The sequence below is a fragment of the Nocardioides panacisoli genome, from assembly GCF_019448235.1.
Lineage (GTDB): Bacteria > Actinomycetota > Actinomycetes > Propionibacteriales > Nocardioidaceae > Nocardioides > Nocardioides panacisoli_A.
The window spans coordinates 1,399,971-1,414,375 of sequence record NZ_CP080409.1 but is presented as its reverse complement, the minus strand read 5'-3'; the positions used below and the strand labels follow the sequence as shown (position 1 = coordinate 1,414,375).

Genomic DNA, 14,405 nt, shown 5'->3' with positions numbered 1-14,405 from the left:
CCGGATGGCAGACTGTGGCCTGGTCCGGGTGGACGTATTACTATGGCAGATAGTACGTCGGTGAGTTCGGGGCGTCGGCAACGGGCGAAACGTCGGTCGGGGAGAGGTGGGTGCGGTGCACCAGTTGGGTCGGCTCGAGGCGACGGTGATGGAGCGCGTCTGGACGGGTGGTCGCCCCGTGCTCGTGCGGGAAGTGCTCGAGGATCTCCGGTCGGACCGCAAGATCGCCTACACCACCGTGATGACGGTGATGGAGAACCTGTATCGCAAGGGTTTCCTGACCCGCGAGCGCGACGGACGGGCCTACCGCTACACCGCCGCCCGGACGCGAGCCGAGCACACTGCCGGTGTGATGGAGGAGGTGCTGGCCTCCGCCGGCGATCGCTCGGCCACCCTGTTGCACTTCGTCGAGCACATCTCCGCGGATGACCTCGCTGAACTGCGAGCGGTCCTGGGTGAGGCGGACGAGGAGGAGACGTCATGACCGCGGTCGCCCTGTTGGCCTACGTGCTCGTGGTCGGCGGCGTCGGACACCGGCTCGCGCGTCGCGCCACGTGGCTCGAGCGGGCACCGCGCGTGGGCATCCTCGCCTGGCAGGCCCTGACCTACTCGGTGGTGCTCGCGGCAGCGCTCGCCGGTGCGGCGCTGTGGCTCCCGGCGCTGCCCGGCACCGAGTCGTTGGCCCATTTCCTGAACTCCTGCGTTGCCATGGTGCGGCAGCAGTACGCCACCCCGGGCGGGGCGATTGCGACCACGGCAGGAGGGGTCCTCGTGGTCGCGGTGGTGACGCGGGCGCTCACGGCGCTCGTCCGTCGTTGGGTCCGCGTTTCTCGCGGGCGCGCGGAGCAGCGTCGACAGCTGAGCGTGCTGGCCAGGAGCCGGGTGGCGCGGGACGTCGTGGTGGTCGAGCACGACCGTCCCGCGGCGTACTGCCTGCCCGGGCGGCATTCCACGGTGGTCGTGACGTCGTCGGCCGTGGAGTGCCTGACCGACGACGAACTCGAGGCGGTGCTCGCCCACGAGCGGGCACACCTGCGTGGTCGTCACGATCTCGTCGTCGCGAGCAGTGCAGCGCTGGCTGACGCGTTCGGGTTCCTGCCGCTGTTTCGATGTGGTGCGACGGAGGTGGCGCGACTGATCGAGCTCCGTGCCGACGATGTCGCGCAACGTCGCACTGGTCGCCTGACTCTCGCCCGGGCGCTGGTGCGGCTGGCGGGGTCGGCTGCTCCTGTCGGCGCGCTGGGTGCCGGCGGTCCTGACACCGTGCGCCGCGTCCGACGCCTGGTGCACCCGGTGGAGGGCATCGGCGTACTGCGCGCGACGGCCGTGCTCGGGACCGGGATGGCGTTGTTGGCCTTCCCGGTGGCCATGGCGTTGTTGCCCGCAGTGATGGCGATGTATGCGACCTACTGCCCCCTCCCCATGGCCTGAGCTCGGCAGGCGAAGGCGCGGCGGCTCAGGAAGCCGGTGACGACTCGGCGAGCACGTCCTCGATGAGCGTCAGGAAGGTGGTGACCGTGCTTCCGCCGATGACGCGGGCCGCGATGCGACCCTCGGTGTCGACGACCAGGGTGCTGGGGATGGCATTGCGCGGGAGCGCGGTGCCGACGGCCAGCATCGCCGGCCCGGAGGCGTCGGTCGTGATGCTGGGGTAGTCGATGTCGTACTTGCGCTCGAACGCGAGACCGGCTGCGTCGTTGTCACGGACGTCGATGCCGACGAACTGGACGTCCTCGCCCCGGGATGACTGCCACGCCTCTCGCAGTTCAGGCGCCTCCTTGCGGCACGGCGGGCACCACGACCCCCAGACGTTGATCACGAGAACCCGCCCGTCCTGGTCCCGGGTGTCGAAGTGCCCGCCGTCCAGGGTCTCGCCCTCGAAGTCCGGGAGCGGGCGACGGTCGGACTCGGGGACCTCCTCGACGACCCCCTCGCCCTCGATGTACCCCTGACTGTTCGCAGACGAATCACCGGACGGCGCCCCACACGCGGCGAGCGCCACGGCCGCGAGTGCGACAGGCACGACGGCGCGGAAGCCGAGTGATCGATGAGCGATGGTGGGCACGTCCCACCCCCTTTCTACTAAGAATGATAGTAGGAAGGGGGTGGGCGTGTGGCGGGAGTCCGCTCAGTGGCTGTGCGGGACCTCGTCGTGGTCATCGCCTGCGCCGTCCTGAGTGGTGGGCGCCGAGGAGGGATCGGCTGGCTGCGACGGCGTCGGCGACGGGTCGATCGTCACCTCGTCATGCGGCGTCGCGTCCTCGTGGGGCTCGGTGTCGTCATGGCCGTCGTCGTGCGACCCGGCCCCGCCGTGCTCCTCGCCCTCGGCGTGCTCGTGACCCGCGGCCCCGGTCAGGACCGCCGGCCCGACGAGGACTGCAACCACGGCGGCGACCGCGGCCAAGGAGCCCCGGTACCAGCCGAGCCGTACGGCGGCGTACTGCGTGCGGGGGATCCACGCCCAGGCGACGGTGACCGCGACGAAGACCGCCAGCAGGGTCGCCACGATGTCGGCAATCGCCACGCCCTCGGGAACGCCGGTTGCGGGACCGAACGGCATCCCCCACACGCGGCTCACCGCCCACCCGCCGATGGCAGCGAGATTGACGGGCAGTGCCAGCAGGAGCCAACGCGAGGTCGGCGCCAGGAACGCGGCGAGCGCCCAGAGTGTCTGGAACACGGCAAGGGCGCCGAAGGCAGCGCCCAGTGGGGGCCATTCGGTCCAGTGCGCGGGCGTGACGGCGAAGTGGATGAGTCCGGCTCCGAGGGATCCGAACGCAGCGGCGTGGGTCCCCAGTCGAGTGTCGGTGGTTGAACGCATGAGAAAACTCCTTGTCTGATCACGGGTGAAGGCGCCGACACGTCGTGGCGAATCGGCGAAGTGTGTCGCAGAGACACTGGGTGCGAGCCCGGTGTGCGGGCGCGCTGATCAGACGCGGATGACTTGGAGTTCGGAGGCGAGGTCGGGGGGTGGGAGCCCGTCGGCAGCGGTCGCGGGACGAAGGCCCGACGGCGAGGCGAGGTCGTCGGACAGGAGGCACGGTTGCGTCGTGTCGACCATCGCAGCTGGGAGGTGGTGGCCGGCGGTGACCATGAGGCCGCACGAGTCGCCGTCGTGATCGTGCCCGTCGTGGTCGCTCCCGGACGAGCGCGGCGAGTGCCCCGTCGTGGCGTGGCCCGCGTCGTCGCCCCGGTCGTGTGCGTCGCCCGCGTGGGGCGTGGCTGCGGATTGGTGGTGACCGGGGTCATGCCACAGCGACATCGCGGGCCCGCCGATGTGCAGAACCAGGGCGCCTGCTGCCACGGCGGCAGCCAGCAGTGACCGCCAGTGGAGCAAAACGCGCGCTGGGGCGCGTCTGCTCGCGTCGGGTCCGGTCACTGCGATCACCACCACGGGGAGGAATCGCGGTGAAACTACGTGACCGTGCCGACCGGTGCAACACGGCGCGCCGCCGCGGCCGCCGGGTCGAGCCTCAGTCGAGGTAGGACAGCACTGTCTTCATGCCGGTCTCCCCGTGGTAGAGGTTGTGACAGTGCGTGAGCCACTGACCCGGGTTCACCGCATCGAACTCCACCTCCAGTTCCTGGTGGGGGAGGAGCAGCACCGTGTCCTTGCGAGGGCCGCCGCCGTCGCGACCACGCACCTGCACCGTGTGCCCGTGGAGGTGCACCGGGTGGAACATCATCGACGCGTTGCGCAGGCGGAGGCGCACACGTTGACCGGTTCGCACCGGAAGTCCCTCGTCCGGGTCGTAGGTCTGGTCGTTGATGAGCCAGTTCCCGCGGCGATCAGGGCCGGAGAGCACCAGGTCGTGCGTCACGTCGGGCTCACCCGGATCGATGCGGACCCGCTCGCTGGCGACGAGGTCGAGACTGCCCGCGACCCCGCTCCCTGCCAGCCGCGCGGCGGCAGCTGTGGTGTCAACGGCGCTCGAGGTGGTTCCCACGCGAAGGACCACGGCCGCGTGCGATCCCCGCCCCTCCGCGAGGGCGACCACGGGCGTGGACGCCTCCGGCACAGTGACGATCGCGTCGACTCGCTCACCCATACCCAACAGCAGGGAGTCCGCCACCATCGGTTCCACGGGGAATCCGTCGGTGTGGGTGATACGGAGCGGCGTACCGGGGACGCCGACTCGAAAGGCGGTGTCCGCGGCGGCGTTGATGATCCGCAGCCGAAGCCGTTGCCCTGCCCGTGCGCGAACGGTGTGGGGCGCGTCTGCCGTCCGGCCGTTGGCCAGCATGTGCGGGTAGTCGACCTCGCCCGCAGGGCCGATGAGGTCCGACGTCGGGAAGTCGCTGCCCATCATGCCGCCGTGGCCTCCGGCCCTGCCCATTCCGCTGTCGCGGACGCTGCGAAGCACCTCGTCCGGGTCGGAGCTGATGCCGTCGAGCCAGTCGTCGAGGACGACCACCAGCTCGTCGTCGTAGTCGGCGCCGTCCGCCGGATCCTCGACAATCAGCGGCGCGTAGAGGCCGCGGTCCCGTTGCGCCCCCACGTGCGAATGGAACCAATGGGTGCCCGCCGTGGCCGCCACGAACTCGTAATCCATGGCGCTCCCGGTGGGAATGGCCTCCTGGGTCAGCCCCGGAACCCCGTCCATGTCGTTGCGCAACTCCAGGCCGTGCCAGTGAATCGTGGTCGGCTGGGGCAACTTGTTCTCCACGCGCGCACGCAGCACGTCGCCCCGCTGGACCCGGACCACCTCGCCCGGCACCGCGTCGCCGTACGCCCAGGTGCGCACCTGGGCCCCGCCGAGGTCGACGTCGCGCGCGTCGGCTCGAAGGTTGAGAGTCGTCGTACGAGCCCCCGCGAAGCGCCGAGCGCGCTCGGCCTGCTCCACGAGCGGAGAGGTCGGTTCGACCCGCCGGGATCCCAGTCGGGTGAGGTCGGAGGAGTCGGACGAGCACGCCGCGGTGCCCATGGCGACGGCTGCGGCCCCAGTCGAGATCAGGAAGCGCCGTCGATCGAATCGGGCCGCGGCGAGCGAGAAGGGCGCATTCATGACATCCAAAGTCCTCTCGACTTGCCGGCAGCAGCTAGTACTATCACGCATAGTAGCTGGCGCTGCGGCGAGTGTTGAAACGCCGGTGAATCTGCCAAGCGCACGACCGACTGCTCGAATGCCTGGCCCGCGAAGTGACGACGGTTGACGGACCGCAGTGGTTGTCAGGACACCGCCAAAATGGCCTCGAAACCCGCCTCGCTGAGCCTTCCAAACAAGCGGCACGCATGCTACGAAGGTTCGTAGAGTGGGTCGCCCTTCGGGGCGGCCCCGACTGCGTTTTCAGGGTAGTTGGTGGTTGTCGACGGGTGGTGAGGGCATGCATGGCGGGGTCAAGATCTACCGCGGAGCTGCCGGTGCGGCGCGCACCTATCTCGAGGCGGACAGGTCGCGGGTCGATGACTACTACTTGGCCGAGGGCACCGGGCTGGCCGACCGGTACGTAGCCTCACCATCCACCACAATCGGATGCCAGCCCGGTGGGGACCGGATGGATCTCGAGCCGGGTGTCCGCACTGGTGGGGTGCTCGATGGTGATGCCTACGAGCGGTGGGTCGCCGGCCGCGACGTCGACACCGGTGCCCCGAAGGGCCGGCTCCGCACCGACGACAAGGGTGTCCGGTTCGTCGAGGTGGTGGTGAACGGTCCGAAGACGTGGTCGCTGGCCGCAGCGTTGCATCCGGAGGTCGCAGCGGCCTACGACGCGGCGCAGGAGCGTGCCGCTCGGCAGACCATCGGATGGGTGGCCGATCATGCGACGACCCGGGTCGGTCCGAAGGGACGCCAAGTGCAGGTGCCGGTGGAGCAGATCGAGGCCGCGGTGGTGCGGCACTACACCTCCCGTGCCGGTGACCCCCACCGTCACCTCCACCTCCAGGTCAACGCCCGCGTCTGGGCGGCCGGCAGATGGCGCGGCATCCACACCGTCGGGATCCGGGACAGCCTGGAGGCGATCAACGGCATCGGCCACGCCGCCGTGGCCAGCGACCCGGAGTTCCGCGCCGTCCTGGCGGCACACGGCTACACCCTCGACACCGCGACCGGGGAGGTCAACGAACTGTCCCCGTATACGGGGGCGTTCAGTGCCCGCGCCGGTCAGATCGCACGCAACGTCGACCGCTACGAGGCCGAATGGCGTGGCGAGCATCCCGACGAGGAGCCGGGACCGCGGCTCCGCCGCGCCTGGGACGCCCGGGCCTGGGCCGATGCCCGCCCCGACAAGGTGGTCCCCACCGACGGCGCCCAGCTCGCACGGCGTTGGGTCGAGGAGCTCCACGACCTCGGATACCGGCCACCGAACCGTCCCGCTGCGTTGACTTCGCTGCCGGTCGGTGCGCTCGACCGGCCGGCGGCGGTCGAGACGATCCTGGTGCGACTGGGTGCGCGGCGGTCGGGATGGAACGCCGCCGACATCCGCGGTGCCGCCGAACAACTCATCGCCGAGACCGGGATCGTGGCTCCCGACCAGGTTCGTGTGGAGCTGGCCGAGGACCTCACCGCCCGCGCACTCGAAGAGTGCGTGCCGCTGCTCGAGCGCGACGACGTGCCCGAGCATGTCCGGAGCCTCACCTCACCGCACGTGCTCGCCGTGGAGGCCGACCTCACCAAACGGCTCACCAACCGACTCATGGGCCCGCCGCTCACTGGTTCGCTCACCAAACGGCTCACCAGTTCGCTCACTAGCCACGCCGCCTCGGTGACAGCCAGCGACGACCGCGGACGTTCACTGGACGGGCTGGACCAGGCACAGCGCACGGTCGTGGACGCACTCACAGACCGCAGCAGCAACCTGGTCGTGGTCGAGGGTGCGGCCGGGACCGGCAAGACCACCACCCTCGCTGCCGCCAACGACCTGCTCACACAACGCGGCGAGCGGCTGCTCGTTGCCACGCCGACACTGAAGGCGGCCGACGTGGCCGCCCGCCAGGTCGGCACCCACGCCTGTTCTGCCGCCCGGCTGGCCCACCAGTACGGGTTCCGGTGGGACGAGGACGGCCGCTGGTGGCGTGACCACGCGAACAACCCGCCAGCGGCGTCCGGGCGGCTGCAACCCGGCGACGTGCTGCTGGTCGATGAGGCCGGGATGCTCGACCAGGACACCGCCCGAGCCCTGCTGAGGATCGCCGACGAGTCCGGGGCACGCGTCGCGTTCGTCGGCGACCGGCACCAGCTGCCGGCCGTGGGGCGTGGGGGAGTGCTCGACCTCGCCGCCCGCTGGGCCCACCCCGAGACCTGCCTGACCCTGGACGGGGTCCACCGGTTCACCGACCCGGCCTATGCCGACCTCAGCCTGCGGATGCGCACCGGCGAGGACCCCGGCGAGACCTTCGACCAGCTCATGGCACGCGGCGAGATCATCATCCACGCCAGCGACCTCGAAGCACAGCGCGCCCTCGCCACCCTCGGAACAGACAACGCTGACACCCTGGTGGTTGCCGACACCCGCGAACAGGTCGGCAGTCTCAACGCCTCCATCCGTGACGCCCGGGTGGCCGACGGTGAGGTGTCCGACACCGGCGCGATCGTCACCGCTGCGGGGGAGCGGCTCGGACTCGGCGACCGGGTCGCGACCCGCCGCAACGACCCCGACCTCGGCGTCGCCAACCGCGATACCTGGACCATCACCGGCACCGGGGACGACGGCGTGCTCGCGCTGACCGGCCGCAACGGCGTCCGGTTCCTCCCCGCAGCCTATGTCCGTGAGTATGTGGAGCTTGCCTATGCCACCACCGCCTACGGCGCCCAGGGCGTGACCGTCGACGAGGCGCACCGGCTGGTGGGGGAGCAGACTGGCGCCGCCGCGGCCTACGTCGGCATGACCCGCGGACGGGACCACAACATCGCCCACCTCGTCGCCGAATCCCCCGAGGACGCCCGCGACCAGTGGATCGCGGTCTTCTCCCGCGACCGCGCCGACCTCGGCCCTGGCCACGCCGCCGACCAAGCCGCCGAGGATGTCGACCGCTACGGGCCCACCACCAAGCAGACCCGGCCGGTCGCGATGCAACTCGCCGCACTCCGCGACCAGCCCGGTCAACCGCGACGACCTCAACCTCCGACACCTCCGGCCGCGCCAGCGCCAGGGCCCGCAATGCCACGGTGAAGGGCGCCGCCAGCGGACTCCGAGTGGTGCAGGGAAACGCCGCTGCGCGGCCAATCCCTGGCATGACCTTGGAAAACCTCGACGGTTCGTGTCCGAAATCAGTGAGAAGTGGTTGCTCTTCAGAGTGAGGGATCGATCCGGAGCGGGTCGGGTCCGCGGCGACGATGTCGACCAATGACGTCGGCAGTGAGACGACAACGACAGGAGAGAGCCATGAGTACCCACACCAACGCGCTGCCGCCCGCGGTAGATGACGACGCCATCCTGACTCTGCCGGAAGTCGCTGGCATTCTGAGGAGGTCGATCAACACCATGTACTGGTGGCGCCAGCAAGGAGAGGGACCTCCTCTCTTCAAGATGGGACGCAAGCTAGCCATCACTGTCGGCGACCTCCGGCGCTGGATCAACGACCAGAAAACGAAGGACGCCGGACCGGACGCCGCCTGAGCCACCGCGTCGGGCGCCTGGAGCCAAGGAGACCATCGTGGCCAGCATCAAGAAGCGGACCATCCATTGGAGAACCACCTCCGGCGCCGAGCGCACCGGTGTGCGCTACCAAGCGCGCTACCGGGACCGCGGCGGCAAGGAACACGCACGGCTCTTCCAGCGAAAGCGTGAGGCCCAGGATTGGCTCGACGCGCAAAGTGCGGGACTCATCACAGGCCAGTGGGCCGACCCGCGCGCCGGCAAGGAGACCCTGCAGGCCTACGCCGAGCGCTGGCGCAAACGCCAGATCCACGCCCCGAGCACCGAATCGTCGATCCGGACCGCACTGACCGTGCACATATATCCGGTGCTCGGGGCAACGCGCCTGGACCAGATCACCCGCGACGACGTACAGATGCTCGTCAAGTCCTGGTCGCAATCAGCAGCGGCGACCACCGTCAAGAACCGATACCTGATTCTCGCCATGGTGCTCCGTGCTGCCGTGCGGGATCGAGTGATCCCCCTCTCGCCATGCGAGGACATCAAGCTTCCCAAGCTCGACTCGAAGTCGGCGCTCGTCCCGATCACCACCCAGACCGTCCTCGCGCTGCGCGATGTCATGCCGGAGCGCTATCGGCTCTTCGTCACGCTCGGTGCCGGCACCGGAATGCGGCGCGGCGAACTCCTCGGACTGACCGACGACCGGATCTCGCTCGACTTCGGCACCATTCGGGTCGACCGACAGCTCGACCGCGAGGCGACAGGCGACAACGTCACATTCACGCGCCCCAAGACCCAAGCCTCGGTCCGGACGATTCCGGTCGCCGACGTCGTCCTGGAAGCAGTCAAGGACCACATCGAGAAGTTCGGAGTCCACGAGACCGGGCTCCTGTTCACCAGCGAGTACGGCGCCCCCGTCCGCACCAGCACCCTGTGGACTGTCTGGAAGAACGCGGCGACCGCGGTCGGGACCGACGCGACGCCGCACGACCTGCGCCACTACTTCGCTTCGATACACATCTCCGGCGGCACCTCGATCAAGGCACTGCAGAGCATGCTCGGCCACAAGTCGGCCTCGGAAACCTGGGACACCTACGGTCACCTCATGGGAGACGAGGACGATCGCTCGCGAACGGTGATCCAGAATGCGCTGGGCCCGATACCGACCGGCGACGAGCCCTCCGCTCTGCCTGAATGACGCCCGTCAACCTAGTTCGATGAGCCGGCTCCAGGCCGTGACCATCTCGACGATCTGATCGATGTATGGCTCGAACCACGCGAGGAGAGCGGGACGCCGAGCGTTCCCGACCCGCACTCACACCACGGCTGGTGCGTCACGGCCGGTCGCAACCATGTCGGCGTTGGTGATCATCCATGGTTCGTGACGGTCACTCTCGACCAAGAACGAAAAATCTTGCGGACAGTATGCGGACAGTAGAGGTGCCTGAAGCACATTCTCGCAGGTCAGAAGGGGGTTAAGGGACGGGCCGGCCTGTAAGCCGGATTCTGTGGTGGTGACCATCCATCTAGGGCCGCCGTTGCCGACGGCCTCCAGCGGCCTACCCGCGTGCTCGGGCGAGCAGCCCTCGAACGCACGCTGTCTGGCCTTGCTCCGGGTGGGGTTTGCCGAGCTGCGACGGTCGCCCGCCGCACTGGTGGGCCCTTACCCCACCGTTTCACCCTTACCCCGCCTCGCGGCGGGGCGGTCTGTTCTCTGTGGCACTGTCCCGCGAGTCACCTCGGGTGGGTGTTACCCACCACCCTGCTCTGTGGAGTCCGGACTTTCCTCGGGAGTCCGATCGCTCGAACTCACGCGGTCACCCGGCCGGCCCGTCCGCGGCAAGGCTATCGAACTCGGTGCGGATCGTCGTGGTCGAGAGCCTGCGGGAATCGACGCACCCGTCGTAGCGTTGGCAGCATCATGTCCGAGCAGTACGACGACCTCCCCGCTCCCGCCGTGGTCTTCCCCGGCGCGTCCGAGCGTCCCGAGTCGGCGTACCGCACTGCCCACGACCTGCTGACCCGCCGCGCGCCACGCGAAGCACTGGAGCTCCTCGAACCAGCGCTGGAGCAGGAGCCGACCAACAAGGGCCTGCGCGCCCTTCGTGCCTGGGCCTACATGCAGCGTGCCCAGGTCGCGAAGGCAGAGGCCGAGCTCAGTGCGCTGGTCGAGGACGACCCGTCGGACACGTGGGCCCGCCACGCCCTCGGACGCGCGCTGGAGCGCCAATCCAAGCACCGTGACGCCCTCCCGCACCTCCGTATGGCGGCCGCCATGTCCGGCGACGTCCAGCACGAGGTCGACGTACTCCGCGTCGAGCGCTTGGCTGGTGAACTTCCGGGCTAGAGGGCGTCAGGCTCAGTCACAAGCCTCGGTGAGTCATGGTGGGGCTGCGGTAGCACTTGGAGGTCAGTTCCTGTTGTGACCGAGTGACCGAGCATGAAGCACGTTCTTCCAGTATGGCTCGCGTTCAAGGACGTGGTCATCGTCCGTACGCATCGACCAGTACTCCAGGAGCGCGAATCGCATGTTTGTCCGGTAGTACTCCTCGCCCTTGCGCTCAACCAGGTCCTTCAGGCCGAAGTTGCCGCCGTGCAGCGTGGCTGCGTACGACGTCCAGCGTTGCCAGATGCCGGTGTCGCCGTACGCGGATTCGACGTACCGTTGCCCGGTCTCCTGGTCGTGGATGACATAGACCCCCTTCATGCTCCCCAACGCGATGCGCCAGTCGGCCCGCGACTGACTGACGATCGTCTGAAGGTCGGCAAGGCTGTGGTTGATTTGGTCGTGTCCCGGAAAGGGTCACCGGCAAACGGCTCTTCGAGGATCGCCGAGACCGTCATCGTGGGAAGCACTGACTCCATCGTGCGGCGAATGTTCCTTCCGGACCGCTTGTGTCGGAAATACAGCCGACGGATGAACGGTCCCACTGGGTCTTCGCGCAGCGTCACAGTGTATCGCGAGTTGAAGTGGTTCGCCGACTCCGCTGGACTTCGCCCTCCGAGCCATGTGCGAGTCCCCTTTGCTGAACGGACGTTACGTCGGGGATTCGTCAGCCTGCGTGGCGAGAGTCTGGTTGCGACTGTCCGCATTCATCGCGACCCCGGGACGGGCATGCGGTTCAAGCAAGCGCAGGGCCGACTGCTCTACCGGAACGGGTTCTCGGACCTGAGGCCCAAGCGGGGGGTGCGTTCCCGAGATCTCGCGATGTGGGCGAAGGCGGAAGGGCTTCTTGGTTGACGGAACTTCGGGTTCAAGATGCTTGAGCATGCCCGCGTCTTTCTGGGCGGAGTGACGCCGTTCCGTTCTTGTGTGGCGAACGTGAGGGGAAGGGGACGAACCTGGCGTCACGGAGGTTCGTCGTGGAAAGGCGTTCGGGGACAGGTTCACGCCGATGGTCAGGCACAGGATGCCGAGGATGAGTGGTACCGAGATCTCGGCGTTCGGGCCTGCTGTGCTCTCGTGCTCGTCCTCGTCCGTAAGGCGGCCGTAGGGCGATGGGCTTCGGTCCGTGGGCGGACACGCTCGGGGTCTCGACACGGCTCTCTGGCGCTCGCCGGCTCGACCAACAAGTGGCTCTGGACGGACAAGGGGTGCTCAAGCAGGAGGGTGGCTCGGGAGGGACTACGGTGGGAGGATGCGAGGCATGGCCGTTCGGTTCTCCGAGGTCGCTCCGCCGATCTCGAACGAGATGCGCTATGAGCCGCGCCCGCAGCGGGTGCGGGTGAGTCATGACGGTCGTCCCGTCGCCGACACGTACGACGCGTGGCTCGTCTGGGAGCCGCGGCGCGTCGTACCGCGGTATGCACTGCCCGCGAGTGACTTCGTCGCCGACCTCGAGACCGGTGACGAGATCGCGGTCGACCTCGCGGAGCTGCCGCCGCTGGTGCCGCCGAACGTGACGACGTACACCACGCCGGGCACCGAGGTCGCTGTCGTCGTCGACGGTGAGCGCGTCGGCGGGTCGGCGTACCGGCCGGCGGATCCGGACCTCGCCGACCGGATCGTGCTCGACCACGCGCCGTTCAGCTGGCACGAGGAGGAGCAGGAGGTCATCGGGCACCCGCGCGACCCGTTCAAGCGGATCGACTGCCTCCCGACCTCCCGCCACGTCACATTCGCCCTCGACGGCGTCACGCTGGCCGACTCCACCCGACCGGTGCTCCTGCTCGAGACGCACCTGCCGCCGCGGTGGTACCTGCCACCCGAGGACGTCCAGCTCGACCTGCTCACGCCGAGCGACACCACCTCGGTCTGCGCCTACAAGGGCGTCGCCTCCTACCTCAGCCACGCGCCGTCGGGAGACGACGGCGCCGACATCGCGTGGAGCTATCCCGAGCCGCTCAACGACGCCGCGCCCGTGCGGGACCTCGTCTGCTTCTACGCCGAACGTCTCGACGTCACCGTCGACGGGGTCGCACTGCCGCGGCCGCGGACGCAGTGGTCGCGGTAGGGCTCACGGCCGCATCAGTCGTCGAACGGCGTCGCTGAGCATCGTCTGCTCGCTCGCCTGGTCGAAGCCGGGAGCCGACGCCAGCCGGCCGACGTACCCGTCGACGATCGCCAGCACCCACTCGGCCAGCCGCCCCGCGGACAGGTCATCGCGCACGCCGCCCGCCCGCTGCGCGCGCCCCACCCACGGTGTGAGTCCGCTGCGGACCGCGTCGTCGTCGCGCGCGAGGGCGTGGGCTACCTCGGGCACGCCCATCAGCGCACCCACGGCGCGGACGAACCCGGGCAGGCGTGGGTCGGCGAAGTCTTCCGCCGCATGCTCGACGTAGTCGAGCACGACCCGGGCGCCGTCGTCGCGACCCTCCTGGGCGGCGAACCAGTCGCGGGTCTCCGCGGTGCCGAGGTCGAGGATCGCCAGCAGCAGCCCCAGCTTGGTGGGGAAGTAGTGGAAGAACGTGCCCGAGGAGATGCCCGCCTCCCGGCAGATCGCCGCTGTCGTCGCGCGCTCGTAGCCGTCCGCGGCGAACCGAGTGAGCGCGGCGTCGATGATCACCAGTCGTCGCGCCTCGTGGCGCTCGGGGTCGACGGTGCGGGCCATCGGCTTCCTTTCCTAGAGTGGTCACTCTATTATTACCTGATGGCGACGCAGGAGCGGTGGCACCTGGCCGTCGAGGGCCGGGCCTTCGAGATCGTGCTCACCCACGCCGGTCTGGGGCGCGAGATCGTGTGGCTGGCCGACGGCGAGGAGATCGCGCGGAAGAGGACCAGCGACGAGAAGGTCGTCCTCGCCGGCGGTGACGCCGGTGCCGTGGGCGTGCGGCTGCCCGCGTTCCTCGGGCCCGCGCGCCGCGTCACCCACTTCGCGCCGAGCGGGTCCGAGTCCAGTGACGCTGCGACCCAGGCACACCTCGGCGTCGGCGGGACCGACTTCGATCCCGCGCCGGGCTCGGCCGCAGCCAGGCGGGAGGCCTGGATCCGCGCCCATCCCCGTCAGTACGGCGCCCGCCGGGTCGCCGCAGCGGTCGCGGGGGTCGTCGTACCGCTCCTGCTGCTCTGGCTGCTCGCTCGCTACGCCCTGCCCGCGATCCCGTGGCCCGACTGGGACCTGCCGCTGCCGGACCTGCCGAGCCTCCCGCTGCCCGACATCCCGTGGCCCGACCTCTCCCTGCCCGACTGGTCATTGCCGGGCTGGCTGGAGCCGGTCCGCGATGCGCTCAAGTTCGTCGGTCCGGTGCTGCTCGCCGGAGGCATCGCGTACGCGGAGGTCAAGCGTCGTCGTGACCAGGACGCGCGCAAGCAGGCAGGTCGTGCGGGTGGGCCGATCGGGGACGAGGATCGCTGAGGGTTCGGCCGACGCCGGGTCTCGACACGGTCGCTCGTTCCTCGCGACCTGCTCGACCAGCAAGGGTCAGGCCAG

At 69.3% G+C, this 14,405-nt stretch carries 13 protein-coding genes and 1 other RNA gene; 8 read left to right on the top strand and 6 right to left on the bottom strand.

Annotation, left to right across the window (positions count from 1 at the left end; all coding sequences use genetic code 11):
• Window positions 1–115 precede the first annotated feature (115 nt).
• Window positions 116–484: a BlaI/MecI/CopY family transcriptional regulator gene (locus KUV85_RS06990; RefSeq protein WP_219962492.1), complete on the top strand. Its 369-nt coding sequence runs from the start codon at window positions 116–118 to the stop codon at window positions 482–484.
• The gene (locus tag KUV85_RS06985) at window positions 481–1,431 is read left to right on the top strand and encodes a M56 family metallopeptidase (RefSeq protein WP_219962491.1); all 951 of its coding nucleotides are present in this window, start codon (window positions 481–483) and stop codon (window positions 1,429–1,431) included. Before KUV85_RS06990 ends, KUV85_RS06985 begins: the two co-directional genes overlap by 4 nt.
• A gap of 25 nt (window positions 1,432–1,456) precedes the next feature.
• Here KUV85_RS06985 and KUV85_RS06980 read toward each other — a convergent pair whose 3' ends face one another.
• The 3 genes from KUV85_RS06980 to KUV85_RS06970 all read right to left on the bottom strand — a co-directional run bounded on the left by KUV85_RS06980 (window position 1,457) and on the right by KUV85_RS06970 (window position 5,057).
• The gene (locus tag KUV85_RS06980; RefSeq protein WP_219962490.1) at window positions 1,457–2,065 is read right to left on the bottom strand and encodes a TlpA family protein disulfide reductase; all 609 of its coding nucleotides are present in this window, start codon (window positions 2,063–2,065) and stop codon (window positions 1,457–1,459) included.
• Between the two features lie 63 nt (window positions 2,066–2,128).
• Window positions 2,129–2,821 carry a hypothetical protein gene (locus tag KUV85_RS06975; protein ID WP_219962489.1) on the bottom strand — a complete coding sequence of 231 codons (693 nt, stop codon included), beginning with the start codon at window positions 2,819–2,821 and terminating at the stop codon, window positions 2,129–2,131.
• Between the two features lie 652 nt (window positions 2,822–3,473).
• Complete coding sequence (locus tag KUV85_RS06970; protein WP_219962488.1) at window positions 3,474–5,057, bottom strand: multicopper oxidase family protein; 1,584 nt, start codon at window positions 5,055–5,057, stop codon at window positions 3,474–3,476.
• Between the two features lie 268 nt (window positions 5,058–5,325).
• Here KUV85_RS06970 and mobF point away from each other — a divergent pair, with 268 nt between their 5' ends.
• The 3 genes from mobF (at window position 5,326) to KUV85_RS06955 (ending at window position 9,733) form a co-directional block, all read left to right on the top strand.
• Window positions 5,326–8,109 (top strand): MobF family relaxase, encoded by a 2,784-nt coding sequence (gene mobF / locus KUV85_RS06965; protein WP_219962487.1) that lies wholly within the window; start codon window positions 5,326–5,328, stop codon window positions 8,107–8,109.
• 213 nt (window positions 8,110–8,322) lie between these two features.
• Window positions 8,323–8,556, top strand: coding sequence for a helix-turn-helix transcriptional regulator (locus KUV85_RS06960; RefSeq protein ID WP_219962486.1), 234 nt, complete (start codon window positions 8,323–8,325; stop codon window positions 8,554–8,556).
• Window positions 8,557–8,593: 37 nt separating this feature from the next.
• Window positions 8,594–9,733 (top strand): tyrosine-type recombinase/integrase, encoded by a 1,140-nt coding sequence (locus KUV85_RS06955; protein ID WP_219962485.1) that lies wholly within the window; start codon window positions 8,594–8,596, stop codon window positions 9,731–9,733.
• A 281-nt stretch (window positions 9,734–10,014) separates the two neighbouring features.
• Here KUV85_RS06955 and rnpB read toward each other — a convergent pair.
• Window positions 10,015–10,368: RNase P RNA component class A (rnpB, locus tag KUV85_RS06950), an RNA gene on the bottom strand.
• Between the two features lie 88 nt (window positions 10,369–10,456).
• On the opposite strand from rnpB, the gene KUV85_RS06945 reads away from it, so the two are divergent.
• The gene (locus tag KUV85_RS06945) at window positions 10,457–10,882 is read left to right on the top strand and encodes a tetratricopeptide repeat protein (RefSeq protein WP_219962484.1); all 426 of its coding nucleotides are present in this window, start codon (window positions 10,457–10,459) and stop codon (window positions 10,880–10,882) included.
• Between the two features lie 63 nt (window positions 10,883–10,945).
• Here KUV85_RS06945 and KUV85_RS06940 read toward each other — a convergent pair whose 3' ends face one another.
• On the bottom strand, window positions 10,946–11,242 hold the full coding sequence (locus KUV85_RS06940) for a GIY-YIG nuclease family protein (RefSeq protein ID WP_219962483.1): 297 nt from the start codon (window positions 11,240–11,242) through the stop codon (window positions 10,946–10,948).
• Between the two features lie 940 nt (window positions 11,243–12,182).
• On the opposite strand from KUV85_RS06940, the gene KUV85_RS06935 reads away from it, so the two are divergent.
• A complete protein-coding gene (locus KUV85_RS06935) occupies window positions 12,183–12,989 on the top strand; it encodes a DUF427 domain-containing protein (RefSeq protein ID WP_219962482.1) in 807 nt (268 codons plus the stop codon).
• A 3-nt stretch (window positions 12,990–12,992) separates the two neighbouring features.
• On the opposite strand, the gene KUV85_RS06930 is transcribed toward KUV85_RS06935, so the two are convergent.
• Entirely contained in the window at window positions 12,993–13,586 is a 594-nt protein-coding gene (locus KUV85_RS06930; protein ID WP_219962481.1) for a TetR/AcrR family transcriptional regulator, read from the bottom strand.
• Window positions 13,587–13,625: 39 nt separating this feature from the next.
• Between KUV85_RS06930 and KUV85_RS06925 the strand changes: the two genes are divergently transcribed.
• Entirely contained in the window at window positions 13,626–14,330 is a 705-nt protein-coding gene (locus KUV85_RS06925) for a hypothetical protein (RefSeq protein WP_219962480.1), read from the top strand.
• Window positions 14,331–14,405: the final 75 nt, after the last annotated feature.

Excerpts from the sequence above, each read along its gene's own strand:
- mobF (WP_219962487.1), top strand. The coding sequence starts at position 5,326 with ATGCATGGCGGGGTCAAGATCTACCGCGGAGCTGCCGGTGCGGCGCGC.
- KUV85_RS06970 (WP_219962488.1), bottom strand. The coding sequence starts at position 5,057 with ATGCGTGATAGTACTAGCTGCTGCCGGCAAGTCGAGAGGACTTTGGAT.
- KUV85_RS06975 (WP_219962489.1), bottom strand. The coding sequence starts at position 2,821 with ATGCGTTCAACCACCGACACTCGACTGGGGACCCACGCCGCTGCGTTC.
- KUV85_RS06945 (WP_219962484.1), top strand. The coding sequence starts at position 10,457 with ATGTCCGAGCAGTACGACGACCTCCCCGCTCCCGCCGTGGTCTTCCCC.
- KUV85_RS06925 (WP_219962480.1), top strand. The coding sequence starts at position 13,626 with ATGGCGACGCAGGAGCGGTGGCACCTGGCCGTCGAGGGCCGGGCCTTC.
- KUV85_RS06940 (WP_219962483.1), bottom strand. The coding sequence starts at position 11,242 with ATGAAGGGGGTCTATGTCATCCACGACCAGGAGACCGGGCAACGGTAC.
- KUV85_RS06960 (WP_219962486.1), top strand. The coding sequence starts at position 8,323 with ATGAGTACCCACACCAACGCGCTGCCGCCCGCGGTAGATGACGACGCC.
- KUV85_RS06985 (WP_219962491.1), top strand. The coding sequence starts at position 481 with ATGACCGCGGTCGCCCTGTTGGCCTACGTGCTCGTGGTCGGCGGCGTC.
- KUV85_RS06935 (WP_219962482.1), top strand. The coding sequence starts at position 12,183 with ATGGCCGTTCGGTTCTCCGAGGTCGCTCCGCCGATCTCGAACGAGATG.
- KUV85_RS06930 (WP_219962481.1), bottom strand. The coding sequence starts at position 13,586 with ATGGCCCGCACCGTCGACCCCGAGCGCCACGAGGCGCGACGACTGGTG.